General features: G+C 64.8%; 19 protein-coding genes and 1 riboswitch. Of the genes, 13 read left to right on the top strand and 6 right to left on the bottom strand.

The annotated features are described in order from the left end of the window. Window positions 1-31 precede the first annotated feature (31 nt). Both BH683_RS21355 and BH683_RS21350 read left to right on the top strand, forming a co-directional pair. A complete protein-coding gene (locus BH683_RS21355) occupies window positions 32-1,237 on the top strand; it encodes a M20 family metallopeptidase (protein ID WP_084838297.1) in 1,206 nt (401 codons plus the stop codon). Between the two features lie 13 nt (window positions 1,238-1,250). Continuing rightward, window positions 1,251-2,447, top strand: coding sequence for a M20 family metallopeptidase (locus BH683_RS21350; protein WP_084838436.1), 1,197 nt, complete (start codon window positions 1,251-1,253; stop codon window positions 2,445-2,447). Between the two features lies 1 nt (window position 2,448). Here the strand turns inward: BH683_RS21350 and BH683_RS21345 are convergent, their stop codons facing one another. Next, the gene (locus BH683_RS21345) at window positions 2,449-2,937 is read right to left on the bottom strand and encodes a gamma-glutamylcyclotransferase (protein WP_084838296.1); all 489 of its coding nucleotides are present in this window, start codon (window positions 2,935-2,937) and stop codon (window positions 2,449-2,451) included. A 128-nt stretch (window positions 2,938-3,065) separates the two neighbouring features. Between BH683_RS21345 and BH683_RS21340 the strand changes: the two genes are divergently transcribed. The 6 genes from BH683_RS21340 (at window position 3,066) to BH683_RS21315 (ending at window position 10,172) form a co-directional block, all read left to right on the top strand. Then, complete coding sequence (locus BH683_RS21340; protein ID WP_084838295.1) at window positions 3,066-4,487, top strand: NAD(P)H-quinone dehydrogenase; 1,422 nt, start codon at window positions 3,066-3,068, stop codon at window positions 4,485-4,487. Between the two features lie 250 nt (window positions 4,488-4,737). Then, entirely contained in the window at window positions 4,738-5,925 is a 1,188-nt protein-coding gene (locus BH683_RS21335) for a PLP-dependent aminotransferase family protein (protein ID WP_084838294.1), read from the top strand. Between the two features lie 308 nt (window positions 5,926-6,233). Beyond that, the gene (locus BH683_RS21330) at window positions 6,234-7,661 is read left to right on the top strand and encodes an HNH endonuclease signature motif containing protein (protein WP_168187093.1); all 1,428 of its coding nucleotides are present in this window, start codon (window positions 6,234-6,236) and stop codon (window positions 7,659-7,661) included. Between the two features lie 139 nt (window positions 7,662-7,800). Continuing rightward, window positions 7,801-8,124: a hypothetical protein gene (locus BH683_RS21325; RefSeq protein WP_143696109.1), complete on the top strand. Its 324-nt coding sequence runs from the start codon at window positions 7,801-7,803 to the stop codon at window positions 8,122-8,124. After that, window positions 8,114-8,731, top strand: coding sequence for a DUF3558 family protein (locus BH683_RS21320; RefSeq protein ID WP_084838291.1), 618 nt, complete (start codon window positions 8,114-8,116; stop codon window positions 8,729-8,731). Before BH683_RS21325 ends, BH683_RS21320 begins: the two co-directional genes overlap by 11 nt. A gap of 145 nt (window positions 8,732-8,876) precedes the next feature. Further along, window positions 8,877-10,172 (top strand): hypothetical protein, encoded by a 1,296-nt coding sequence (locus BH683_RS21315; RefSeq protein ID WP_084838290.1) that lies wholly within the window; start codon window positions 8,877-8,879, stop codon window positions 10,170-10,172. Between the two features lie 13 nt (window positions 10,173-10,185). Here the strand turns inward: BH683_RS21315 and glpK are convergent, their stop codons facing one another. Next, complete coding sequence (gene glpK, locus BH683_RS21310; protein WP_084838435.1) at window positions 10,186-11,673, bottom strand: glycerol kinase GlpK; 1,488 nt, start codon at window positions 11,671-11,673, stop codon at window positions 10,186-10,188. 158 nt (window positions 11,674-11,831) lie between these two features. On the opposite strand from glpK, the gene glpD reads away from it, so the two are divergent. Then, complete coding sequence (glpD, locus tag BH683_RS21305) at window positions 11,832-13,577, top strand: glycerol-3-phosphate dehydrogenase (protein ID WP_084838289.1); 1,746 nt, start codon at window positions 11,832-11,834, stop codon at window positions 13,575-13,577. Window positions 13,578-13,585: 8 nt separating this feature from the next. Here the strand turns inward: glpD and BH683_RS21300 are convergent, their stop codons facing one another. The 4 genes from BH683_RS21300 to BH683_RS21285 all read right to left on the bottom strand — a co-directional run bounded on the left by BH683_RS21300 (window position 13,586) and on the right by BH683_RS21285 (window position 20,585). Then, a complete protein-coding gene (locus BH683_RS21300) occupies window positions 13,586-13,996 on the bottom strand; it encodes an OB-fold domain-containing protein (protein WP_084838288.1) in 411 nt (136 codons plus the stop codon). A 14-nt stretch (window positions 13,997-14,010) separates the two neighbouring features. Next, a complete protein-coding gene (locus BH683_RS21295) occupies window positions 14,011-15,222 on the bottom strand; it encodes a thiolase family protein (RefSeq protein WP_084838287.1) in 1,212 nt (403 codons plus the stop codon). Window positions 15,223-15,285: 63 nt separating this feature from the next. Beyond that, window positions 15,286-15,900, bottom strand: a complete 615-nt coding sequence (locus tag BH683_RS21290) for a TetR/AcrR family transcriptional regulator (protein ID WP_084838286.1) — start codon at window positions 15,898-15,900, stop codon at window positions 15,286-15,288. A gap of 104 nt (window positions 15,901-16,004) precedes the next feature. Further along, complete coding sequence (locus BH683_RS21285; protein WP_084838285.1) at window positions 16,005-20,585, bottom strand: ATP-dependent helicase; 4,581 nt, start codon at window positions 20,583-20,585, stop codon at window positions 16,005-16,007. Between the two features lie 65 nt (window positions 20,586-20,650). Continuing rightward, a riboswitch (cobalamin riboswitch) is annotated at window positions 20,651-20,792 on the top strand. A 39-nt stretch (window positions 20,793-20,831) separates the two neighbouring features. Here BH683_RS21285 and BH683_RS21280 point away from each other — a divergent pair. The 4 genes from BH683_RS21280 (at window position 20,832) to BH683_RS21265 (ending at window position 23,756) form a co-directional block, all read left to right on the top strand. Then, on the top strand, window positions 20,832-21,068 hold the full coding sequence (locus tag BH683_RS21280; RefSeq protein WP_240498445.1) for a CbtB-domain containing protein: 237 nt from the start codon (window positions 20,832-20,834) through the stop codon (window positions 21,066-21,068). Window positions 21,069-21,098: 30 nt separating this feature from the next. Further along, window positions 21,099-21,917 (top strand): CbtA family protein, encoded by an 819-nt coding sequence (locus tag BH683_RS21275; protein ID WP_084838283.1) that lies wholly within the window; start codon window positions 21,099-21,101, stop codon window positions 21,915-21,917. An 8-nt stretch (window positions 21,918-21,925) separates the two neighbouring features. Further along, window positions 21,926-22,447, top strand: a complete 522-nt coding sequence (locus BH683_RS21270) for a histidine phosphatase family protein (protein WP_168187092.1) — start codon at window positions 21,926-21,928, stop codon at window positions 22,445-22,447. 73 nt (window positions 22,448-22,520) lie between these two features. Then, on the top strand, window positions 22,521-23,756 hold the full coding sequence (locus tag BH683_RS21265; protein ID WP_084838281.1) for an acyl-CoA dehydrogenase family protein: 1,236 nt from the start codon (window positions 22,521-22,523) through the stop codon (window positions 23,754-23,756). The last annotated feature ends 17 nt before the right edge of the window (window positions 23,757-23,773 follow it).

Below are 23,773 nucleotides of genomic sequence, written 5' to 3'. Positions count from 1 at the left end.
CACGTGAGGCGCGGAGTGGGAGAATGACCTGATGACTCACATCGGGCGGCAAGGCGAACGCGCGGTGCGCGCGGTCGCCGGTGACCTGGTCGAGTTGTCGCATTCATTGCATTCCGAACCCGAGTTGGCGTTCGAAGAGCATCGCAGCGCGGCCAAGGTGTCCGAGTTGCTCGCCGGGTACGGATTCGAGGTGACGCCGGCGGTGGCCGATCTGCCCACCGCGTTCACCGCCTCGTACGGCTCCGGAGACCTGGTCGTTGGTCTGTGCGCGGAGTACGACGCGCTCCCTGGGATGGGCCACGCCTGTGGGCACAACATGATCGCCGCGATGACCGTTGGTGCCGCTCGCGGTTTGGCCGACATCGCCGATGAGCTGGGCATCACCGTGCTCGTGCTGGGTACGCCCGCCGAGGAGACCGGTGGTGGCAAGATCGTGATGGCCGAGGCCGGTGTGTTCGATCCGGTGGCCATGTCGATGATGGTTCATCCCGGCCGCGCGGATGAGATCGCCGCCAGTTCACTTGCACTCGCCGATCTGGCGATCCGCTACACCGGCCTCGAATCCCATGCTGCCGCCGCTCCCGAGCGTGGCCGCAACGCGGCAGACGCCTTGACGGTCGCGCAGGTGTCGCTGGGGCTGTTGCGCCAGCACCTGAAATCCGGTCAGCAACTGCACGGCATCGTCAGCGATGGTGGTCGCGCCCCGAATATCGTTGCCGGACACAGTGAACTGCTGTACTACCTCAGAGCACGTGACCAGCTGTCGCTCGATGATCTGCGTGAACGTGCCGAGGGATGCTTCGCGGCTGGTGCGGTGGCGACCGGATGTTCCTACGAAGTCGCGACGGTGTCACCGACCTATCTCGAACTGCGGCAGGATTCCCGATTGTTGTCTGCCTATCGTGAAGCGATCGCCGAACTCGGCAGGCCCGTGATACCGACCGGCCTCGAAGGGGTTCGGCCTCTCGGGAGTACGGACATGGGCAATGTCAGTCACGCGATGCCGGTGATCCACCCGCTGATCGGGATAGACAGCGGTGGCGCCGGGACGCACGAGATCGAGTTCGCGGCTGCCGCGGCGTCGGGGTCGGCAGATCGGGCCGTCGTCGACGGGGCGGTGGCACTGACCGCGACTGCGGTGCACGCGGCGCTCGATCCGGTGTTGCGAGACGAGTTGCTGCAGGAGCACGAACAACGAACGGGTGGACAACCGCAGACAGCGGGCAAAAAACGATGAATGTGTGCAGAAGATGAGTGGGCAAGTGGTGGATTCGGAACGCTTTCTGAAAGAGCTGGACAACTGGATCGGAGAGAACAGCGCGCAGTTGGTGGCCTGGCGCCGGGATTTCCATGTGCACCCGGAACTGTCCCGGGGTGAGCTGCGAACGACCCAGGTGGTGGTCGACGAGCTGCTCAAGGCCGGGTTGTCGCCACGTGTTCTCCCGCAAGGTGTCGGAGTCGTATGCGACATCGGGCCGGCAGGTCCGCTCGTCGGCCTCCGGGCAGACATGGATGCGCTACCGATCGCCGAGCTGACGGGGCTTCCGTTCTCGTCCACCGTGGAGGGTGTCTCGCACGCGTGTGGGCATGACGGGCACACCGCTATCCTGCTCGGCGTCGCCAAGGCATTGGCGTCGATCGGAGACCTGCCCATCGGCGTGCGATTGGTGTTCCAGGCAGCCGAGGAAGTGATGCCCGGTGGAGCGCTCGACGCGGTGACCGCGGGCGTCACCAGGGGGGTCTCGCAGTTCTATGCGCTGCACTGCGACCCGAAGCTCGAGGTGGGCAAGGTCGGACTGCGCGCGGGCCCGATCACCTCGGCCGCCGACCACGTCGAGGTGGTGCTGCATTCGCCGGGTGGACACACGTCGCGACCACATCTGACCGCTGATCTGGTCTACGCCATGGGGACGGTGATCACCGGGCTGCCGGGTGTCTTGTCCCGCCGGATCGATCCGCGGACCAGCACGGTGATGGTGTGGGGCGCAGCGAACGCCGGCGACGCACCCAATGCGATCCCGCAGGAGGGCCGTCTGCGCGGCACCGTCCGCACCGGGGACCACGCGACGTGGGCGTTGCTCGAACCGCTGGTGCGCGAGATCATCGCGGGGTTGCTCGCGCCGCTGAGCGTTCGCTACGACCTGATATACAAGCGCGGTGTGCCACCGGTGGTCAACGATGCGGTTTCGACCGAACTACTCAGTCAGGCAATCGCTTCCGTGGGACCGAACGCGCTGGCGGACACACCGCAATCGGGTGGGGGTGAGGACTTCTCCTGGTACCTCGAGAACGTTCCTGGAGCGATGGCGCGGTTGGGCGTGTGGAGTGGGCACGGTCCGCAGGTCGACCTGCACCAACCGAACTTCGACCTCGACGAACGGGCGTTGGCCGTCGGGGTGAGGACGCTCGCGGGGGTCGTCTTACAGGCGGGGTTGCACGCCCGATAGATCAGGACTCCGCTGAGGGAGATTCTGGGCCGGGACCGACATTCCGGGATTCGCGGAGACGGAGTTGATGGACGTAGTCGTCCGGGGCGCCGGCGATTTCTGCGGCCTCGGCCATCACTCCGAGATACCTGGCCGAGGGCAGACCGCCCTCGAACGCGTCGAGCACGTACAGCCATGCCAGGACCGGGCCGTTCGCGGTGTGGATGCGGGCCCGGATCTTGCGGTGGATCTCGAGCTCGGATCCCTCCCAGCGGTCCAGGCTGCCCTCGTCGTCCTCGGTGACGTCGTAGAGCACCACGAACACGCGGGCGTCGGGATCGTCACGGTCCTCGGTGACCGTGGCGAGGGCGCCTTCCCAGCCGATGTCACCGCCGCCGAAGGTCAGCCGCCATCCGTACAGCCACCCTGTTCCCGCCATCGGCGAGTGTGGAGCCCGCTCGAGCATCTGCTCGGGGTGCATGTTTGATCCGTACGCGGCATAAATCGGCACGGGAGGAGCCTAGATGGTCTGCTCCCCATCGGGAAAGCGGGAAGGGTGATCGACTAGATTCGACACGTGGCGACACCCCCGCCGACAGCCCATCAGGCCCATCCGACACCCCAGGGAGTTGACCTGAAATGACAAAGATCGTGATCATCGGCGGAGGACCGGCCGGCTACGAAGCGGCCCTCGCCGCGGCCAGCTACGGCGCCGACATCACCGTGGTCGACAGCGACGCCATGGGCGGTGCCTGTGTGCTGTGGGACTGCGTTCCGTCGAAGACGTTCATCGCCTCGGCGGGGATCCGAACCGAGGTGCGCAGAGCTGTTGACCTGGGGATCAACCTGAAGTACGACGGCGCGCTGGTGTCGCTGCCGCAGATTCACGAACGCGTCCGCGACCTTGCTTTCGCGCAGTCCGCGGACATCCGGTCCAGGCTCCTCACCGAAGGCGTGCGGATCATCCACGGGCGGGGTCGGCTGACCGAACCCGAGGTCGGGTTCGCCGCCAGGCACCGCGTGGTGGCAACCCCGTTCGAGCTGGACGGCACCGATGGCCCCGAGGAGATCCTCGAGGCGGATGTGGTGTTGGTCGCCACCGGCGCGTCGCCGCGTGTCGTCCCCGGTGCCGAGCCGGACGGCGAGCGAATTCTGAACTGGCGGCAGATGTACGACCTGAACGACTTCCCTGAGCACCTCGTCGTCGTCGGCTCCGGCGTGACCGGTGCCGAGTTCGTGCACGCCTACACCGAGCTCGGCGTGCAGGTGACGATGGTGTCCAGTCGGGACCGGGTTCTGCCCGGCGAAGACGAGGATGCAGCGCTGGTTCTCGAGGACGTGCTCGCCGAGCGTGGCGTCAAGCTCGTCAAGCATGCCCGCGCCGACCGGGTCGAGCGGACCACCGACGGCGTGATCGTGCATCTCGCCGACGGGCGGACGGTGGAGGGCTCTCACTGTCTGATGACGGTGGGTTCAGTGCCGAACACCAGCGGACTGGGCCTGGAAGCTGTGGGCATCGAATTGGCGCGCGGTGGATACCTCCAGGTCGACCGGGTGTCGCGGACATCGATCCCGGGGATCTACGCAGCCGGCGACTGCACGGGACTGCTGCCGCTGGCGTCGGTTGCGGCGATGCAGGGACGTATCGCGATGTACCACTCGCTCGGTGAGGGCGTGACCCCGATCAAGCTCAAAACAGTCGCGTCGGCGATCTTCACTCGTCCAGAGATCGCCACCGTCGGCGTGACCCAGGCGGCCATCGACTCCGGCGAATACCCGGCGAGGACCGTAATGCTGCCGTTGGCTACTAACCCACGCGCCAAGATGAGTGGTCTGCGACGGGGATTCGTCAAGATCTTCTGTCGGCCCGCGACCGGTGTGGTGATCGGTGGAGTCGTGGTCGCACCCAACGCGTCCGAACTGATCCTGCCTATCGCGTTGTCCGTGCAGAACAAGCTGATGGTGAGCGACCTGGCGCAGACGTTCTCGGTATACCCCTCCCTGTCCGGATCGGTGACCGAGGCCGCGCGGCAGCTGGTTCGGCACGACGACCTGGACTGAGGTCGGTCCGCCAACAAATTCGCGCCACCTGCCGGCGTTCGCGCCAGGTACAACCGGCGCGTACGCGTGCTAGTGGCGCGTATTTTGTGGTTCACTCGCGAATCCCAGCTGGTGGGATAGTCATTTCATACTTCGAGCAGCTGGGGTTAGCCTACTTGCAGTAGCGGCGTACACCTGAGCCGTTGTTCGGTGACCACACTCATCACCTCCTGTCGTAATTCCCGTCGTCTTCTTCTGGAGTGTGGTTGTGATGATCCTTGATTCTGCATATGCGCCGTCCCACGCAGTGGCCAACATCCGCGGCTCGGCCATCCGTGATCTGTTGAAACTGACCGAGCGGCCGGACGTCCTGAGCCTGGCCGGTGGTCTGCCGGCGACGGAACTGATTCCGGCGCAGCGGATCTCTGACACCGCGGCCCGTGTGAGTGCCGATCCGGCCTCACTGCAATACACGGTGAGCGCCGGCGTGATGTCGTGCCGTGAGGTCGTGGCCGACTATGTCGGATCGCGCGATGTGGAGCAGGTGCTGTTGACCCACGGATCGCAGCAGGCGCTGTTCTTGCTGGCGCACGCTCTGCTGAACCCCGGCGACCTGGTGGTGGTCGATGATCCCGTGTATGTCGGTGCGTTGCAGGTCTTCCAGTCGGTGCGAGCTCGGATACGAGCTCTGCCGATCACTGCGCACGGTGTCGACGTCGAGTTGTTGCGCCGATGGCTCGAAGCCGGCGAACGGCCACGGATCATCCATACGGTGAGCAACTTCCACAACCCGGCGGGTGTGTCGACGTCCGAATCGACGCGGATCGAGCTGGCGCGGCTGGCAGAAGAATACGGTTTCCTGATCATCGAGGACGACCCGTACGGACAGCTCAGGTTCACAGGACAAGGCATCGAACCTATTGCTGCGCACAGTGATCGGGTGGTTCTGCTGGGTAGCGCCTCGAAGGTGTTGGCACCTGCGCTGCGGGTGGGATGGATGAGCGGCCCGCCCGACGTGATCCGTTTGGTGGAGCGCCTACGCCAAGGCGCCGATCTGTGCGGGTCCACATTCAGTCAGTTGGTTGTCGCGGAACTGCTGGGTGACCAGACGTGGTTCGCTGAACACGTCGGTGTCATTCGGCAGGAGTACGGTTCGCGGGCAGCGGCTTTGGCGTCAGTGCTGCGAGGCACATTCGGCGAACGGGTGACGTTCGCCGAGCCGGAAGGCGGGATGTTCTGTTGGGTGCGCATGCCTGGGGTCGACACCTCGGGATTGCTGTTGCATGCGGTGGCGGCCGGGGTCGCCTTCGTTCCTGGAGCGGCATTTGGTGTGGAAGCTGATTTCAGCGACTGCCTACGGTTGAGCTTTGCAACGCTGACGCCCGAAGAGCTCGTCGAGGGTGTGCGTCGGCTGGCGGTCGCCGTCGCGGCTTCGAACCGAGAGGATTTGTCGCACTGACAAATTCGCGCCACTTGCGTACGTTCGCGCCGGTTGTAGGTGGCGCGTATGTGTGTGGGTGGCGCGAACTATGTGAACGGAACGACTCGAACAAGCATTCGTCAGAGTCGAAAAGTGTTGCTATGATTGGAGAAAGCGTTCGATCGAGGGTCTGGGGGGGACTTCGGATGGCTGACTCTTCGTCTACTGATTTACCGGTTGTCCCTGTCCTGGTCGGTAAGTATCTCGAGCTGGAAGTGTTGTTGGCGGAGATTGCTGACGCGGGTTCGTCTGATCTTGATGATGTTCAGCTCAATGAGCTTGTGCGGGTGCATGAACGAATTTCCCGGAAGTTGGAGTTCGTTGGGCTTGATCGGCTGTTGGAGGTCTCCGATCGGTCGTCGTTCGTCAAGGCGGGGTATCCGTCGTTGTTCGGGTTCGCGCGCAAGGAGTTGCGGCTGAGCAAGGGCGCGACCGGTGAGCGGACGAGGGCGATGGAAGCGGTCGCGAAGTTCCATACCTTGCAGGGTGAGCAGCTGCCGGCGAAGTGCCCAGCGACGGCCCGCGCGTGGGCGGAGGGTGCGATCGGGTTTGCCCATGTCGGGGTGATCTTGGATGTGCGCAAGGAGATCCCATCGAAAGCCGGTCCGGATGTGTTCGATGTGGTCGACCAGTGGATGTCTGACGATGCCAGGGACAAAGACCCGACCGAGCTCAAAGAGTCGGGCCGCGACATCCTCGCGCGGGTCGATCCAGATGGGTCGTTGACCGATGATGCCGATCGCGCCCGCAAACGCACGTTCACCAAAGGGTCGCAAGGTGTGGACTTCATGGCCACCGTCACCGGTCGGCTTGATCCGCAGACGTACGCGATGCTCGAGACGGTGATGGATGTGTGGGCGGCGCCGGGGATGAACAATCCGGCCGACCCGGACAGCCCATCGGGTGCGATAGACGACCCCGCCCAGGACGGGCAGTTGATCGAGGCCGCCGCCCAACGCGACACCCGCAGCCTCGGGCAGCGGCGCCACGACGCACTCAAAGCGATCCTGAAGACCATTCTCGAATGCAACCTGCTCGGAAAATCCCATCGAGGGTTGCCGGTGCAGATCATCGTCAACCTCACCAAGCAGCAACTCGAGGAGGCGGCGGGGGTCGCGACCACGGCGTCCGGGGTCGACATCCCCGTCAAGGATCTGCTGGATCTGGCGGCGCGATCGGACAAGTCGCTGGCGGTGTTCGAGAACCATTCGGCGGCGGTGCTGTACTTCGCGCGGGCCAAACGGGTCGCGCAACTCGAGCAGAGGTTGGCGATCATCGCCCGCGATCGGGGATGTAGCTTTTCGGGCTGCCGGATGCCCGCGACGTGGGCCGAGTTCCATCACGTGCTGGCGTGGATCGACGGTGGCCTGACCGATATCGACTCCCTGACCCCGGCCTGCGTGCCGCATCACCGGATGATTGGGCCCGGCAAATGGGCGACAGTGATGATCACCGAAGGACCCGACACAGGCCGGGTGGCATGGATACCACCGGTCTACGTCGATCCGGAGCAAAAACCCCGGGTCAACCGGGCCCATCACGTCAACGAGAGCATCGAAGCAGCCTGGATCGAGATCCTCGCCCAGCGCCAAGCGGCACTCGAAGAACGCGAAGACCAACTCCAACTCCCACCACCGCCCACCCCGCCTGACGACGGCGGCAGCGATGATGGCAGCCATGGTGGCAAGGCCGCCGACCCGCCTGAGCAGGGCTGATAAAGCCCACCAGCACTGAGCACGGCATCAGAACGTTTCTGGTGTCGCGCTCAGTGCTGTCTGTTGGAACCGATCGCGATCCGCTAACGTCCTATCTCTGGCGTGGGGTGTATCGCAGGGGTTCGAGCGAGGGGGAGTCGTGACTGATGAAGTGAAGTTCACCAACGAGCAGTGGGACGCACTGGCTGAGGCGGCGGAGGTGTTCGCGAAGGCGCTTGACGAGGAGCACGAGAGCCTGGCGAACATTTTGACCACAAATTGGGCTGGCGAATGTGCAGAGGGTATCGGGACGATCGAGAACCTTCGGATGGTCCTCGCTGACGGCGGAGTCAGCTCCTTCTCCGGCGCCATTAAGTCTGAATCGGACTACATGCGGTCTCTTGCCACGCAATGCCGTTTAGCAAAGGCGAGTTTGAGTTCGGCTGATCTGGAATCGACAAACGACTACCACGATGCGTCGTAGGATTCTTCTTGCTCTCGCTCTTCTTCCTCTACTAATTGCTTGTCAGGTAGATACAACCGATACGCGTGCAGTACCCGCCGAACTTTTGGGGAGTACCAGCGCGACACCTACCTCAACGGCGGCTACACCAGTCAGCTTGCCATTCGAGAATCGTTTTCCCAACCGATGGAACCCGTCGAATGATGGTACTTCGTACGAGCCCTGCGTCGCTTTCTCTGACGAGGAGTTGCGCCGATTTCAGGTGGATCCGCGGGAGATAGAAGACGCTGCGTTAGTGAACGGTCAAGGAATACGAGGATGCAGTTGGACCATGCCTGACTCTTTTTCTATGAGCCAGTTGGTGACTAATTCGCAATCCCTTGAGGCCTACAAGAGGGGCACCATTGAGAATGACTGGCACTCAGACTTCGCGGTTGAAGACAGAGTGGTTGGGTTCTTTTCACTGGTCCACGGAACTTCGAAGGCGTGTTCAACATACGTTCAATCGGGCTCTGCGGCGGTCGTTACCCATATCATTCCTTCGACGTCTGCCAAGGGAACGACGATTGATACATGCAAACTCGCCATCGATTTCACCAGCGCCTACATAGACAAAATTCCTGAGTGACGTCAGCCAGCCTTCTGAGCGGCGGATGTCATAGACTCCAGACTCAGTCAAGCGCTGGCGGAGACGCTGACCGTGAGAATCGGGGGACAGTATGGCGCCTAAGGGCATAGGTCAGACGGACTGGATCAGTCATGCGATCGATGAGATGAAGCGCATCTGCGCCGGAATGGACCCGAGTTCGGCAAGCGCGGACGCTGAGGCCATTCGCCTGATTGCATCTCGCATCACCCTCGCTGCGGATATGTACTACGCCAAGCTTGCTGCGCTGTACCCCGAGGGTGATTTCCATGGTGAATCTGTCACCGGGTCGCGGCATGCGACGATCGCCGGTATCAGGCACATGGATGACTCGGCGGCTGTCGGAATCAAGATTGCCGATCAGATCAGTGCGATTTCGTCCATCCTGTCGTCGACTCAGGGGAGCGTCGCTGATCTGGATGCCGAGTTTGGCACCAGCCAAAGTGCGGCAGAGCGCTTTCAGCAACAGCAACAACTCGCCAAGACCATGACGGACGTCTACAGCAATCCTGTGATCGGCGCGAACAGCGCAATGCCGGAATACTCGGCACCGCCCCTCCCGCAGTTGGGCGGTGATTTCCAGCCGATCAACACCTCCACCGCAGGTACTGGTGCGGGCGGCAGCGGCTCAGGTGACAACAACTCGGGACTCGTCGGCGGGTTGGCCGGTGGCGGCGGACCACAAGGACCGGGTGGGCCGGGCGGACCCGGCGGCCCGGGTGCCGGGCAGATCTCGTACGGTGGAGACCCAGCCGGAGACGTCCCGCTGTCCCTGGGTAACCCAGCGCAAACGACGGCCGCGGACGCCGAGGGCCCGGGATCCGGCCCCCTGAACGGTGCATTCGGAAGTCCCATCCCTGCCGGCGGAACAGGGGCGGGCACCACCAATGCGGCGCTGAACTCGGCTCGCGGCCAGTCGGGGAGCGGGCTCGGTAGTCGTGCCGGCACCGGCGGTGGCAACGGCTCCGGTGGCAGTGGCTCCGGTGGTGGAGGCGGCGGGCGCGCAGGTGGCGCGGGCGGTATCGGCGGCGCCGGATCAGAGCCGAATCCGCTTGCCCGACGGCCGATCACTCCGCTCGCGACACCGTCGGCCGGAACCGGCGCAGCGCCGGGATCCGGCCCGGCAACATCCACGCGTGGCGGCTCCCCGATGGTCCCACCCGGCGGAGCCGGACGAGGCGGTCGCGACGCCAACGGCGAACACCGAGCGGCGTCCTATCTGCACACCAGGGAGAATGCTGAGGAGATGATCGGGCCTTTGCCGCTGGTTGGTCCTCCGGTTCTCGGCGATTGGGCCCGACCCGTCGACACCAGCGCCGCGGACGTGACGCCGATGAACCTCGATGCGCCGACCGACAACCGCGACAACGACCGTCGTGATGACAACAATTCTGACAACAACGACACCCCCAGCCGGACATGACCGGCCGCAGGGCTCATGCCAGGTTGTAGCTGCGCTCGACCGCTGTGTTCCATTCGGCGAACCGGGCGTCGCGGTCATCGGCGTCCATCGCCGGATCCCACTGCTTGTCCTGCGCCCAGTTGTCGCGGATCTCTTGTTCGCTCTCCCAGTATCCGACGGCAAGACCTGCCGCGTACGCGGCTCCGAGGGCAGTGGTCTCGTTCACGACGGGCCGCACGACCGGAACGCCGAGGATGTCCGACTGGAACTGCATGAGCATCTCGTTGACCACCATGCCGCCGTCGACCTTCAACGTCGACAACTCCACGCCTGAGTCCGCCTGCATCGCTTCGATGACTTCTCGTGTCTGAAAGGCTGTGGCCTCCAGCGCAGCTCGGGCGATGTGCCCCTTCGTCACGAACCTCGTCAGCCCGACGATCACCCCGCGGGCATCCGGACGCCACCGGGGCGCGAACAAACCAGAAAACGCCGGCACGAAATACACGCCGCCGTTGTCGTCAACGAGTTTGGCGGTCTCTTCGATATCGCTGGAGGAGTTGATCAGACCGAGGTTGTCGCGCAACCACTGGATGAGTGAACCGGTGACGGCAATCGACCCCTCCAGAGCGTAGATCGGTTTCCGGTCGCCGATCTGGTAGCAGACCGTCGTCAACAAACCGTGACTGCTGTGCACCACCTCTTCGCCCGTGTTGAGCAGAAGGAAATTGCCTGTGCCGTAGGTGTTCTTGGCTTCGCCCGGTTCCAGACACGCCTGCCCGAACGTCGCGGCCTGCTGATCGCCCAGGATCCCCGCGATCGGTACGTCCGCGAGCCGCCCCCGCTCGCGCACCTTTCCGTAGACCTGCGACGAACTGCAGATCTCAGGGAGCAGACTGGTGGGGATCTGCATCTCCCGGCAGATGTCCTCATCCCATGCGAGGGTCTCCAGATCCATCAGCATCGTGCGCGAGGCGTTGGTGACGTCGGTGAGATGGCGTCCGCCATCGGGGCCGCCCGTCATGTTCCACACCAGCCAGCTGTCCATTGTCCCGAAGCACAATTCACCGGCTTCGGCGCGATCGCGGGCACCCTCGACATTGTCGAGCAGCCACCGGATCTTCGGTCCCGCGAAGTAGGTCGACAGCGGCAGCCCGGTGCGCTGCTGATAGCGTCCCGCGCCCTCGTCGCCGGCCAACTCCTCGCACAGTTTCGCGGTCCTGGTGTCCTGCCACACGATGGCGTTGTGGATCGGCTCGCCGGTGGACCTGTCCCACACCAGGGTCGTCTCACGTTGATTCGTGATACCCAACGCTTTGATGTCGGCGGTCTGCAGGTCCTCCGACGCCAGCGCGGCCGCGACGACACGTCGGGTGTTGCGCCAGATCTCGACGCCGTCGTGCTCGACCCACCCGGCCTTCGGGAAGATCTGCTCGTGTTCCACCTGTTCCGAACTGACGACGTTGCCGGAATGATCGAAGATCATGCAGCGCGTCGACGTGGTTCCCTGATCGATGGCGGCGATGTAGCCGGTGCTGTTGGTCACGTAGTCGAGTTTCCCACGACACCGCTGCCGATCCGGCGAAACCGGGCACACCGGGATCGCTCACCCTGACCGACTAGTTACCAGCGGGTAACGTGGTTCGCGGCACGGCACATCACCTGTGACCAGAGGAGATTGCGATGAGTGCGTCTGCATTCGACCCGGACCGACCAGCTGACCTCGGCCCTCGCTATCGGGACAATGCCTGGCAGCGACTGTCGACTGAGCAGTTCGACGTGGTCGTGGTAGGTGGTGGCATCGTCGGGGTGGGTACCGCGCTGGACGCCGCGACCCGCGGTCTACGCGTCGCGCTGGTCGAAGCCCGCGACATCGCGTCCGGCACGTCGAGTCGTTCATCGAAGATGTTCCACGGTGGTCTGCGCTACCTCGAGCAGCTCGAGTTCGGGCTGGTTCGCGAAGCCCTGCACGAGCGCGAGTTGTCCCTGAGCACGTTGGCACCTCACCTGGTCAAGCCGCTGCCTTTCCTTTATCCGTTGACCCACCGGGTGTGGGAGCGGCCGTACGTGGCTGCCGGCCTGTTCCTCTACGACTCGCTGGGCGGCGCCAAATCGGTCCCGGGTCAACGACATGTGACCCGCTCGGGCGCACTGCGCATCGCTCCAGCCCTCAAACGCAACTCACTCTCGGGCGGTATCACCTACTACGACACCGTCGTCGACGATGCCCGCCACACCTTGACGGTCGCCCGCACCGCATCGCATTATGGTGCGGTCATTCGTACGTCGACGCAGGTCACCGCCTTCCTGCGGGAGGCCGACCGCGTCAGTGGGGTGCGAGTCCGCGACACCGAGACCGGCGACACCGCGGAAGTTCGCGGTCACTGCGTCATCAATGCCTCGGGCGTCTGGACAGATGAGATCCAGGCACTGTCGAAGCAGCGTGGCCGTTTTAGGGTCCGTGCCTCGAAGGGCGTGCACATCGTGGTCCCGCGCGACCGGATCATGAGCGAATCAGCGATCATCCTGCGTACCCCGAAGTCCGTGCTGTTCGTGATCCCCTGGGAGACACACTGGATCATCGGCACCACCGACACCGACTGGAACCTCGACCTCGCGCACCCGGCGGCCACTCGGGCTGACATCGACTACATCCTCGAGCGCGTCAACGAGGTGCTGGTGACGCCACTCGGTCATGACGACATCGAAGGCGTCTATGCGGGCCTTCGGCCGCTGCTCGCCGGTGAGAACGACGAGACGTCGAAGCTGTCCCGCGAGCATGCGGTCGCTGAGGTCGCACCGGGGCTGGTGGCCATCGCGGGCGGCAAGTACACGACGTACCGGGTGATGGCCGCCGACGCGGTGGACGCCATCACCGACTTCATCCCCGTGCGGGTCGCGCCGTCTGTCACCGACAAGGTTCCGCTGGCAGGGGCCGAGGGCTATCACGCCCTCATCAACCAGTGCGATCAACTCGGTCAGCGATTCGGATTGCACCCGTATCGGATTCGCCGACTCCTGAACCGTTACGGGTCGATGATCGACGAGGTGCTCGCGTACGCGAAGAAAGACGAGAGCCTGCTCCAACCTCTGGCCGCCGCGCCGCAATACCTACGGGTCGAGGTCGTCTACGCCGTGGTCAGCGAGGCGGCGCTGCACCTCGAAGACGTACTCGCCCGCCGGACCAGGATCGCCATCGAGTACCCCGATCGCGGTGTGAACTCGGCCAGGGAGGTGGCCGAACTCGTTGCGCCGCTGCTCGACTGGGACACCGAGAAGAAGGAGTTCGAGATCGAGACCTACCTGGCGCGTGTCGAGGCCGAGGTCTCGTCCCAACGCCAGCCGGACGACGAGTCTGCCGACGCCCTCCGCGCGGCCGCGCCGGAGTCCCGGTCCGAACTTCTCGAGCCGGTTCCGGTTCCGGACTGAGACACCGGCTATCGAGCGGGCTCGTATCGGAGCAGGGTGACCTCGTCCTCGGGGTGGTCGAAGAACACCGGCCGCACCCGCATGCCGATGTGTAGCTCGGAGGGGTCGGCGTTGACGATCTCCGTCGACAACCGCGGACCTTCGTCCCACTGCACGACGGCCAGCAGCTGCGGGACCGAGTTCGCGAAGTGCGGCGACACCGGCTTGCGGGCGACGGTGAAGGTGTACAACGTTCCCTCGCCGGAGATCTCGCGCCATTCGAGATCGTCCGCGAGGGTTCCGGGCGCCAGGATTCGCGGATAGAACACGTAGTTCTCGAGAGACGGCGAGTACTGGATACGGATCCGGTGCTCGAGCAGCGCATCCCAGAAGGGCGCACTCACCGGTGTCTTCACCGGCATGGGTGGGGTGAATGTCATGGCGTTCACGCTTTCTAGTCGCCCTGCAGGACCAGGGTGGTTTGCTCGCCCATCACGCCGCCGTTGCCGGACACGAAGGCCCGATTGCAGTCGGGCACTTGAGCTTCGCCGGACCGGCCCATGATCTGACGGGTGGCGTCGCAGACGTGGTGCATACCGCCGGCGAGTCCCGCTTGGCCGAATCCGAGCTGACCGCCCGCGGTGTTGAGCGGGAAATCGCCACGGAACGTGAGGTCATGGGAGTTCACGAACTCCATCCCCTTGCCCTTCTCGCAGAACCCGGCGTCTTCGAGACTCATCAGCACGGTGATGGTGTAGCAGTCGTAGATCGACACCATGTCCATGTCGGAACGGTCGAGCTGGCTCATGTCGAAGGCGGAGTCGGCGGCATGGGTGATGGGCGTCTGCAGCAGATCCTGGGCGTAGGTCGGAGTCTTGTACGCGACGTGCTCGCCGAATCCCTTGATCCAGACCGGCCGGTTCTTGGAACGCCGCGCCACGTCCGAGGATGTGACCAGCACCGCAGCGCCACCCGAGCAGGGCATGACGATCTCGAGCCGGTGCAGCGGGTCGGCGATCACCGGACTGGCGAGGACGTCCTCGATGGTCAGTGGCTTGTCGTAGAAGATCGCGTCGGGCGTGTGGTTCGCATTCACTCGTTGATCGACCACGATCTTCGCGAGCGCGCGCTCGTCATAGCCGTAGACCGAACCGTAGAGCTGCGCGATCTGACCGTAGGGACCGTTCTGGCCGAGGTTGCCGAAGGGGATGTCGAACTCGGCCTGCGGAGAACCGAACCGGTTGGACGACGATCCGTAGAGCAGGATGTCGGTGAGGCTGTCGGGGAGAGGCTTCTTGGGTGAGTGGGGGACACCGTAGTCGGCAGGGAGCACGCACAGCACGGCCTGACAGATACCGAGTTCGACGGCGGCGGCCGCCCGCCAGACCATCGCTGCCGCCGAGGCACCGCCGAGGTCGACCACCTCTGCGAAATTGACTCGCGCGCCGAGGTATTCAGCAATGGTCGAGGGGACGAACATCTCCGATTCGAGCAGGGTCGAGGTGACGATGCCGTCGATCTCGATCCCGGTCAGCCCTGCATCGGCGATCGCCGAGGCAGACAGCGTGGCCCACTGTTCCAGCGTGAAGCGAGGCGTCCGGGTCGATATTTTCTGCGGTGGCAGCTCGGTGTACCCAACGATTGCTGCATCGCCCCGAAAGCCCATGGGTACTCCTGCGCGTCAACTACCGGATAAGAAGGACGTCCGCAAACATACTAGAACTGGGATCTAGTTTTCAACCGGTGCCAGTTCTGCGGGTCCGAAGATGAAGTCCATGAAGCGGTTGCAGAGCCGGTGGACGTCCTCCATCGTTCCGTCGTGATAGACCGCCGAGGTCAGGGCGGTGTTAATGATGGACCACAGCATGATGGCCGCGTCTTCTGCTGCGCCGGGGCCGAGTCGCGCGAAGTCGTCGGCAAGCGTGTTCTGGCACACCGTGAAGAATTGGCCGAGCAATGCCTTCGCGTTGGTGTCCGCGCTCGACTGCAGGATCACGTGCACCTGGAAGAAGTGCTGCCTGCGCTCGAACGAGGAGATGACGGCGTTCATCTTCGCGCGGATCTGATGCTCGGACAGGTCTTCGCCGGAACGCGCATAGGCCGGTGCCGCCCAGTCGAGCAATACCGCGGCGTAGAGATGCTCTTTCGACGAGAAATACCGGTAGAGCGTGCCGAGCGCCACGCCAGCATCCTGCGCGACATCGCGGATCTGGATCTGCTCGTACTCCTGCTCCTTGAGAGCAGCGTTGGCAGCCTTGATGATTCGCAAACGGCGCGCCTGCTGCCAGGCGGGCAACTCCGAACTGAGCGTTGCCGCCGCAGTAGTCGATGCCTGTTGCGTCATGAATGTTCCTTTGCGTATGTGAACCCCGGGCCCGGGTACAGCCTAGGACGCCGCGGCTCGGGCCGACGCCACATGGCTGTCTTGTCTCGGGGATGAAGCGATGCTCATCCGGTTCTGCGTAACCGCAAACCGCGGGGCGTCGGGTCGAAGCCGCTCTCTCGCAGGTGCTCGGCCAGGGCGCCGGTCAGGACGGGTTCGCCGTCGACGCGCTCGACGTACAACCGGTCCACCTGACCTCTGGTGACCACGCGAGCAAGCGCGGTCGTGGCCGCCGCCAGTTGGTCGGAATCGGTACTGAACGTCAGCACCGTCTTACCGCCTCGCTCGACGAACAGCACGAGATGACCGTCCACCAGCACCACCAAGGCGCCAGGTTTGCGGCCGGGCCGATGTCCCTCCGACTGCTGCGGCCATGCGAGGGCGGAGCCGTACGGGTTGGCGGGATCGGTCGCCGCCAGCGCGATGGCCGTCTGTCCTATCGTCTCGACCTCGTCGCGGAGTCTGTCGACCGTGGTGGTCGCGGCGAATTGCGCGCCGCCCAATCCGTCAATGTAATAGCCGCGCCGCACCTTCCCGCTGTCCTCGAACCCGGTGAGGGCCTTGTACACCCGAGAGAAGCCACCGACGATGCCCTCCGTCATCACAGCGCCCTTGGTGACGACGCCGTACCGGTCGAGAAGCGCCGTACATTGCGCCGCGACCGCGAGGGTGGGATCCGAGATCGGTGCCGGCAACACGAACCAACGTCCGGTCATCGATTGCGGCGCTGTGCGTGGGGTCCGGGCGAAACGTCGCCGACCGCGGTGCGCCGGCGCGCTTCGGACCGCACCGGGTTTACGGCCCGGGCCCAGTAGCGAGCGCACAGGGGTGAACGTATCGTTGCTGATCAGCCCGGCCCACGCGAGATCCCACAGCACCATCTCGAGCTCTGAGCCGAGCGGGGTGACACCACCGACGGCCATCGACTCACTCAACTGCCGGAAGAAGAACGCGCCGCCGGGGGCCAGATGGTCGAGTACCCGCTGATGCAGCTCACCCATGTCGATCTCGGCGGGGGTCGGCAGGCTGTCCTCGGCGAGATCGGCCGGATGCAGGCTGATCCACCCGTCGGAACCGGATAGTCTCCCGTGCCCGGCCCACAGGACTTCGCCACCGGCGGTCAGTTCGTCGAGCATGTCGGGTCGGTAGTCGGCGACGCGAGCAGGTAAGACCAGGGACTCCCACGCAGACGCCGGTATGGGAACACCGGCGAGCTGATCGATGACCGCTGACACGCCGTCGATACCCCGCAGCCGCGACTGCCGGGTGACGTGCTGCCAGCCGGTGACGAACCGCGCGTAGGTCTCGTGGCTGACGGGCGCCACCTCGGCTCGACTCGCCGCCAGTGAGGCTCGCCGGAGCCCGGAGAGAACCTCTGTGTTGCACCACTGTTCACTGCTGCGCAGGGTGCCCTCCGGTTCGGGCCGGAAGTCTCCCTCGACGACCCGCCGCGAACTGGCGAGCCGGACGAGGGTGTCGCGTACCACTGCGACACCGAGGCCGAGCGCAGTGGCTGCGTCGGCGGCCACGAACGGTCCGTGCGTACGGGCGTAGCGTCCGATCAGATCGCCCAGCGGGTCGTCGACGGGTTCGAGGAACGCCATCGGAAGTCCCTGCGGGGGAGGGATGCCGAGCCCGTCGCGGAGCCTGCCCGCATCCTCTGCGGCGGCGAACAACAGGGAGCCCCCGCGGGGCACCTCGATCGCTCGGCCGGCCGACACGAGTTGGGCGAGCAACGGGAGGGGTTCATCACCGGTGAACCGCGCGGCGACGTCGGATTCACTGAGTGGTCCGAGCCATCGCAACAGATCCGCGATGCCCTCGATGTCGCGGGCCTGGCGGTCGGGGTGCAGGCGCTGGAGTTTGGCCTCGGTGTCGGCGATGACGTTCTGGTCGAGTAACTCTCGCAGATCCACTCGACCCAGCAGTTGTGCGAGCAACGCGGTGTCGAGCGAAAGGGTCGCGGCGCGGCGTTCGGCGAGTGGTGCGTCGTCGGCGTACATGAACGCGCCGACGTAGCCGAACAGCAGCGACGAGGCCATCGGCGACGGTGTCTCGGTCTCGATCTCGATGACCCGCAGTCGTCGATCGGCGACTTTCGTGAGCATGCCGACGAGCGCGGGGAGATCGTAGACATCCTGCAGACACTCGCGGAACGCCTCGAGGATGATGGGGAACTGCGGGAACTTTCGCGCCACGTCGAGCAACTGCGCGCTGCGCTGACGCTGTTGCCACAACGGGGCGCGCTTGCCGGGATTGCGGCGCGGCAGCAGCAGCGCGCGGGCGGCGCATTCACGGAAGCGTGAGGCAAACATCGCCGAACCACCGAGCTGTTCGGTGACGATCTGCTCGATCTCGTCGGGATCGAAGTGGAAGAGCGCAGCCCCGGGCGGTTGATCATCGGTGTCGGGGAGACGCACGATGATGCCGTCGTCGGCAGCCGAGACGGCACCGTCGATGCCGTAGTCCTGCTGCAGGCGAGCGGCCACCGCGCTCGCCCATGGCGCGTGAACACGTAAACCGTAGGGGGAGTGCAGGATCACCCGCCAGTCGCCGAGTTCGTCGCGGAACCTCTCGACGAGAAGCGTGCGATCGGTGGGGAGGTGGCCGGTGGCGGCCTGTTGCTCGGAGACCAGTTGAGCGAGGTTGTCGCGGGCGAACTCGTTGAGCCCCAGCCGCTCTGCGTGTGCACCGAGCTTGCCGGGCTTGGACAATTCGCCGACGAACTTGCCGATGGCCTCGCCGAGTTCTGCCGGCCGGCCGATGCTGTCGCCGTGCCAGAAGGGAAGTCGTCCGGCCTGCCCGAACGCCGGCGTCACGAGCACTCGATCGTGGGTGATGTCTTCGATACGCCAGCTGGTGGCGCCGAGCGCGAAGACATCTCCGACACGGGACTCGTAGACCATCTCTTCGTCGAGTTCGCCTACCCGCGTCTGTTTCTCGCCGACCATGTACACCGCGAACAGGCCTCGGTCGGGAATCGCGCCACCGGAGGTGACCGCAAGTCGCTGGGCGCCCGGCCTACCGGTGAGCGTCCCCTGAGCGCGGTCCCAGACGATGCGTGGCCGCAGTTCGGCGAACTCGTCGGACGGATAACGCCCGGACAACAGGTCGAGAGTTGCATCGAAGACCGGTCGCGCCAGAGTGGCGTACGGCGCACTGCGGCGGACGGTCTGGTACCAGTCGTCGACGTCGATCGTTCCGGTGGCGCACGCGGCGACGGTTTGCTGCGCGAGTACGTCCAGCGGATTGGCGGGAACGGTGAGTTCCTCGATCAGTCCGTCGGTCATCCGCTCGACGAGTACCGCGCACCGCAGCAGATCTCCGCGGTGCTTGGGAAACAGCACGCCCTGGCTGATCTCGCCGACCTGGTGGCCGGCGCGCCCGATCCGCTGCAGGCCGCTCGCCACCGAGGGGGGCGCCTCGACCTGGATCACCAGATCGACCGCGCCCATGTCGATACCGAGTTCGAGGCTGCTGGTGGCCACCACGCAGCGCAGGCGGCCGGACTTGAGCTCGTCCTCGATCTGCCCCCTGACCTCTTTGCTCACCGAGCCGTGGTGGGCGCGGGCCAGGAGCGGTTCGGCTCCGGAGCTGATACCACTGCCGAGCATGTGCGCCGGGGCCCCGCCGGGAACCGCGGGGTTGGGCGCAGAGTCGGTGGGCCCGCCGAGGCGGGTGGCGTGCACCTCGTTGAGGCGGGCCGTGAGCTGTTCGGAGAGCCGACGCGAGTTGGTGAACACGATGGTCGACCGGTTCTTCTCGATGAGATCGACGATCGAACTCTCGACATACGGCCACAAGGAGCCGGCCGCGGGCGCCGACGCCTCGTCGTCGATCTCTTCGCTGCCCGCGATCACCGGGATGTTGGTCATGTCGGCGACCGGGACGTTGACCGACAGGTCGAAGGTCTTGGCGGCGGGCGGTTGGACCACAGTGCACGGCCTGCTCCCCGAGAGGAAGCCGGCGATTCGCTCGGGCGGACGCACGGTTGCCGACAGTCCGATGCGCTGAGCCGGTTTGTCGAGCAGTGTGTCGAGACGTTCGAGGGACAACGCCAGGTGGGTGCCGCGTTTCGTGCCGGCCACGGCATGCACTTCGTCCACGATCACCGTCTCGACGTTCTCCAGCGTCTCCCGCGCTGCCGAGGTGAGCATGAGGAACAGCGACTCGGGCGTGGTGATCAGGATGTCGGGCGGCTTGCGCAGGAGTTGTCTGCGCTGCGCGGCCGGGGTGTCGCCGGAGCGCACGCCGACGGTGATGTCCGCGATCGGCTGGTCGATCTGCTGCGCTGCCCGGGTCAGGCCGATCAGCGGGGCACGCAGGTTCCGCTCGACATCCACGGCCAGTGCCTTGAGCGGTGAGACATACAGAACCCGGGTGACGGTGGTCGACGCCTCGGACTCCGGCCGCGACAGCTGATCGAGTGCCCACAGGAATGCCGACAGCGTCTTGCCTGAGCCGGTCGGCGCCACCACCAGCGTGTTCTCGCCGGCGGAGATGGCGTTCCACGCTCCGAGCTGCGCCGAGGTCGGTTCGGGGAACGCCGAGGTGAACCACGCCCGGGTGGGCGCGGCAAAGCGGCCCATGACCTGCTGCGGCTCGAGCCCGGCGGGGGCTGAGGGGGAGGACTTGCGGGCGGCCATTGCTCCATGATCCACGAGAGGTCGGACATCGTCGGTGGTCTGGATCTTCCCTGCAGTTGACCGGGTAAAACGCAGCGGAATACAGTCACTGCGGACCAGGTGAACGGGAAATCCGGTGTGAATCCGGAACGGTCGCGCCACTGTGAGTTCCGTCGGGCTCTGCCCGGTGGGCGAGTCAGGGCTCCGGCACTTGGTGACACACACACGCATGACGCGGGACGCGTAATCCCGCGAGAGGAGATACCAATGTCCAGTTCGTCAATGGCGCAGTCCCTTTCGGCAAAGCCGGCCCTGGCTATAGCGGTGCCCGACGTGTCCGCGATCAACGCCGCGCTGTGGCTGACCGCCACCACGCTGGTTGCTGCTCTCGCCTACTATTTCCTCGGCTTCGACCAAGGGGCGGTGTCCGTTTTCGGCAGTGACACCCACGTTCACGAGTACATCCACGACGCCCGCCATTTCCTCGGCTTCCCCTGCCACTGAGCCACCGCAGCCGCTGAGGAACTGAAGTACATGGAAAAGAAGTTCATCGGCGCAGGCCTGCTCTCGGGCCTGGTCGCCGGAATTCTCGCGTTCGTTTTCGCACGCATCTACATCGAGCCGCTGGTCGAACGGGCCATCGGTTACGAAGAGGGCCGTGGCCACGCCGAACTGGAACTGGCCGGTGGGGACGCCGGTCATGAGCACGGCGAGGTGTTCAGCAGGGCCGTTCAGCAGAACTGGGGTGCCAGTACGGGCACCGTCGTCTTCGGCCTGATCATCGGCGCGTTCTTCGCGGTCGTCTTCACCGTTCTCTGGTCGTACGTCGGCCGTCGCTACCCTCTGGTCGATCCTCGCGTCGTCGCCGGGCTTCTCGCCGTCGGGGGATTCGTGGCGGTGTACCTGGTCCCGTTCAGTGCATACCCGGCCAACCCTCCCGCTGTCGGCAGCGACGACACCATCGGTGCGCGCAGCGGGGCCTACCTGACGATCGTGCTGCTGTCCGTGGCATTCCTCATCGCGGCGACCGTGCTCGCCTTCTGGCTCGCGCCGCGAATCGGTGGTCTGCTCTCGGCGCTCGCCGGTGGGGTTGCCTACTTCATCGCGGTCGGTATCAGCATCGCGCTGCTACCGAGTTTCGACGAGGTACCCGGACCGCTGCTGGACGGCAACACCATCGTGTTCCCCGGCTTCCCGGCTGATCTCGTCGGCGACTTCCGGTACTACTCGATCGTCAACCAGGCGATTCTCTGGGGTGTCCTGGGGCTCGGGTTCGCGCTGTCGCTCACCTGGATCGGCAAGCGCGCCGCCCGCGAGCAGACCGTCGGAACACCTCAGGGAAGCGTTCGCTGAAACTACGATTGATCACCGCGGCCCGCACCGGGCCCAATGCGGCACTGCGGTTCGGTGCGCACGACGATCCACTCGACAAACGCGGTCGCGCAGAGTGCGCGCGGCTGCGTTTGTCGTTTCCGGACACAGTCCGTATCGCACCGGATCGATCGGCGACCGAAACAGCCGCCGAGATCGGTGCGGACGGAGTCATCGACGACGCCCTGAAATCACTGGATCTGGGGCGATGGACAGGTCTCGCACCGGACGAGATCGATCCACTGGACCTGGGGGAGTGGTTCGGCGATCCCGGCGCGAATCCTCACGGTGGCGAGAGCATCACGGCGTTTCTCGCGCGCCTGAGTGCCTGGCTGGAGACCGCTTGGACCGTCGATGTCGGTGCGGTGGTCGCGTCCGGAACTGCACAGGGCCTCGTCGCAGCGGCCACGGGGATGAGTTTCTGGGGCGTCGAGGTCGCCCCTGCCGGGGTGATCGATCTCGAACGCCGAGGTGGGCGATGGCGGCTCCAGTTGGGCTCGACCAATATCTGAAACCTGTTCCTGAAAATGATTTCAGATTCTAGTATTGGCAGAAAGCACGATCGCTGACGCTAGGGGAAACTGCATGTTCGAGTGGTCCGAAGAAGACCTGATGGTGCGCGACGCGGTACGCGGGTTCATCGACAAAGAGATCCGTCCGCACGTCGATGAACTCGAGACGGGCGCGCTACCGCCGTACGACATCATCCGGAATCTGCTCAAGACCTTCGGTGTCGACGCCATGGCCACCGATTCCCTGGAGAAGGAGTTCGCCCACGACGAGGCCGTGGCCCGCGGAGAGGCCGAGCCCAAGAAGCCCTCGCCAGGGGCGGGTATGACATCGATGGGCTCGATCCTCAACATCGAGCTGGCCGGCGTGAGCTTGGGCATCGTCGCCTCGATGGGGGTGAGCCTCGGGCTGACGCCCTCGACGATCCGGTCCAAGGGCACCTTGGCGCAGAAGAAGCGCTGGCTTCCGGACCTGGTCACCATGAACAAGGTGGGAGCGTGGGCGATCACCGAACCGGACTCGGGCTCAGATGCGTTGGGCGGCATGAAGACGACCGTCAAGCGAGACGGTGAGAACTACATCCTCAACGGGCAGAAGACCTTCATCACCAACGGACCGTTCGCCGACACGATTGTCGTCTTCGCCAAGCTCGACGACGGTGATGCGAGTGTCGACCGGCGTCGTCGCAAGGTGCTCACGTTCGTACTCGACAAGGGCATGGAAGGCCTGGCGCAGGGCAAGCCGTTCAAGAAGATGGGCATCATGTCCTCGCCGACCGGAGAGCTCTTCTTCGACAACGTCAAACTCGACAAAGACCGTCTCCTCGGCGAAACAGAAGAGGTCGGTGCGAAAGGCGGCGGTGACGGCGCGAAGGCCGGATTCGTGCTCGAGCGCGTGGGCATCGCCTCGCTGTCGCTCGGCATCATCAACGAATGCCAGCGCTTGTGCGTCGACTACGCCAAGCAGCGCATGCTGTGGGGTAAGCCGATCTCAGAGCTCCAGCTGATCCAGCTCAAATTGGCAGAGATGGAGGTCGCCCGCTTCAACGTCCAGAACATGGTGTTCCACGCGCTGGAGCGTGCACAGTCGGGCAAGCCTCTGGACCTGGCAGAGGCCTCGGCGATGAAGCTCTATTCCTCCCGGGCAGCCACCGATGTCGCCATGGAGGCGATCCAGTTGTTCGGGGGTAATGGCTACATGACCGAGTATCGGGTCGAACAACTGGCCCGGGATGCGAAGTCCCTGATGATCTACGCCGGCAGTAACGAAATCCAGACCACTCACGTGGCCAAAGGTGTGCTGGCCAGGTAGTTCGTAGTACAGAACCC

Source organism: Williamsia sp. 1138 (assembly GCF_002095435.2).
Lineage (GTDB): Bacteria > Actinomycetota > Actinomycetes > Mycobacteriales > Mycobacteriaceae > Williamsia.
This window is presented reverse-complemented; position numbering and strand designations above follow the sequence as displayed.

Excerpts from the sequence above, each read along its gene's own strand:
- BH683_RS21355 (WP_084838297.1), top strand. The coding sequence starts at position 32 with ATGACTCACATCGGGCGGCAAGGCGAACGCGCGGTGCGCGCGGTCGCC.
- BH683_RS21350 (WP_084838436.1), top strand. The coding sequence starts at position 1,251 with ATGAGTGGGCAAGTGGTGGATTCGGAACGCTTTCTGAAAGAGCTGGAC.
- BH683_RS21340 (WP_084838295.1), top strand. The coding sequence starts at position 3,066 with ATGACAAAGATCGTGATCATCGGCGGAGGACCGGCCGGCTACGAAGCG.
- BH683_RS21335 (WP_084838294.1), top strand. The coding sequence starts at position 4,738 with ATGATCCTTGATTCTGCATATGCGCCGTCCCACGCAGTGGCCAACATC.
- BH683_RS21320 (WP_084838291.1), top strand. The coding sequence starts at position 8,114 with ATGCGTCGTAGGATTCTTCTTGCTCTCGCTCTTCTTCCTCTACTAATT.
- BH683_RS21315 (WP_084838290.1), top strand. The coding sequence starts at position 8,877 with ATGAAGCGCATCTGCGCCGGAATGGACCCGAGTTCGGCAAGCGCGGAC.
- glpD (WP_084838289.1), top strand. The coding sequence starts at position 11,832 with ATGAGTGCGTCTGCATTCGACCCGGACCGACCAGCTGACCTCGGCCCT.
- BH683_RS21300 (WP_084838288.1), bottom strand. The coding sequence starts at position 13,996 with ATGACATTCACCCCACCCATGCCGGTGAAGACACCGGTGAGTGCGCCC.
- BH683_RS21295 (WP_084838287.1), bottom strand. The coding sequence starts at position 15,222 with ATGGGCTTTCGGGGCGATGCAGCAATCGTTGGGTACACCGAGCTGCCA.
- BH683_RS21290 (WP_084838286.1), bottom strand. The coding sequence starts at position 15,900 with ATGACGCAACAGGCATCGACTACTGCGGCGGCAACGCTCAGTTCGGAG.
- BH683_RS21285 (WP_084838285.1), bottom strand. The coding sequence starts at position 20,585 with ATGGCCGCCCGCAAGTCCTCCCCCTCAGCCCCCGCCGGGCTCGAGCCG.
- BH683_RS21280 (WP_240498445.1), top strand. The coding sequence starts at position 20,832 with ATGTCCAGTTCGTCAATGGCGCAGTCCCTTTCGGCAAAGCCGGCCCTG.
- BH683_RS21275 (WP_084838283.1), top strand. The coding sequence starts at position 21,099 with ATGGAAAAGAAGTTCATCGGCGCAGGCCTGCTCTCGGGCCTGGTCGCC.
- BH683_RS21265 (WP_084838281.1), top strand. The coding sequence starts at position 22,521 with ATGTTCGAGTGGTCCGAAGAAGACCTGATGGTGCGCGACGCGGTACGC.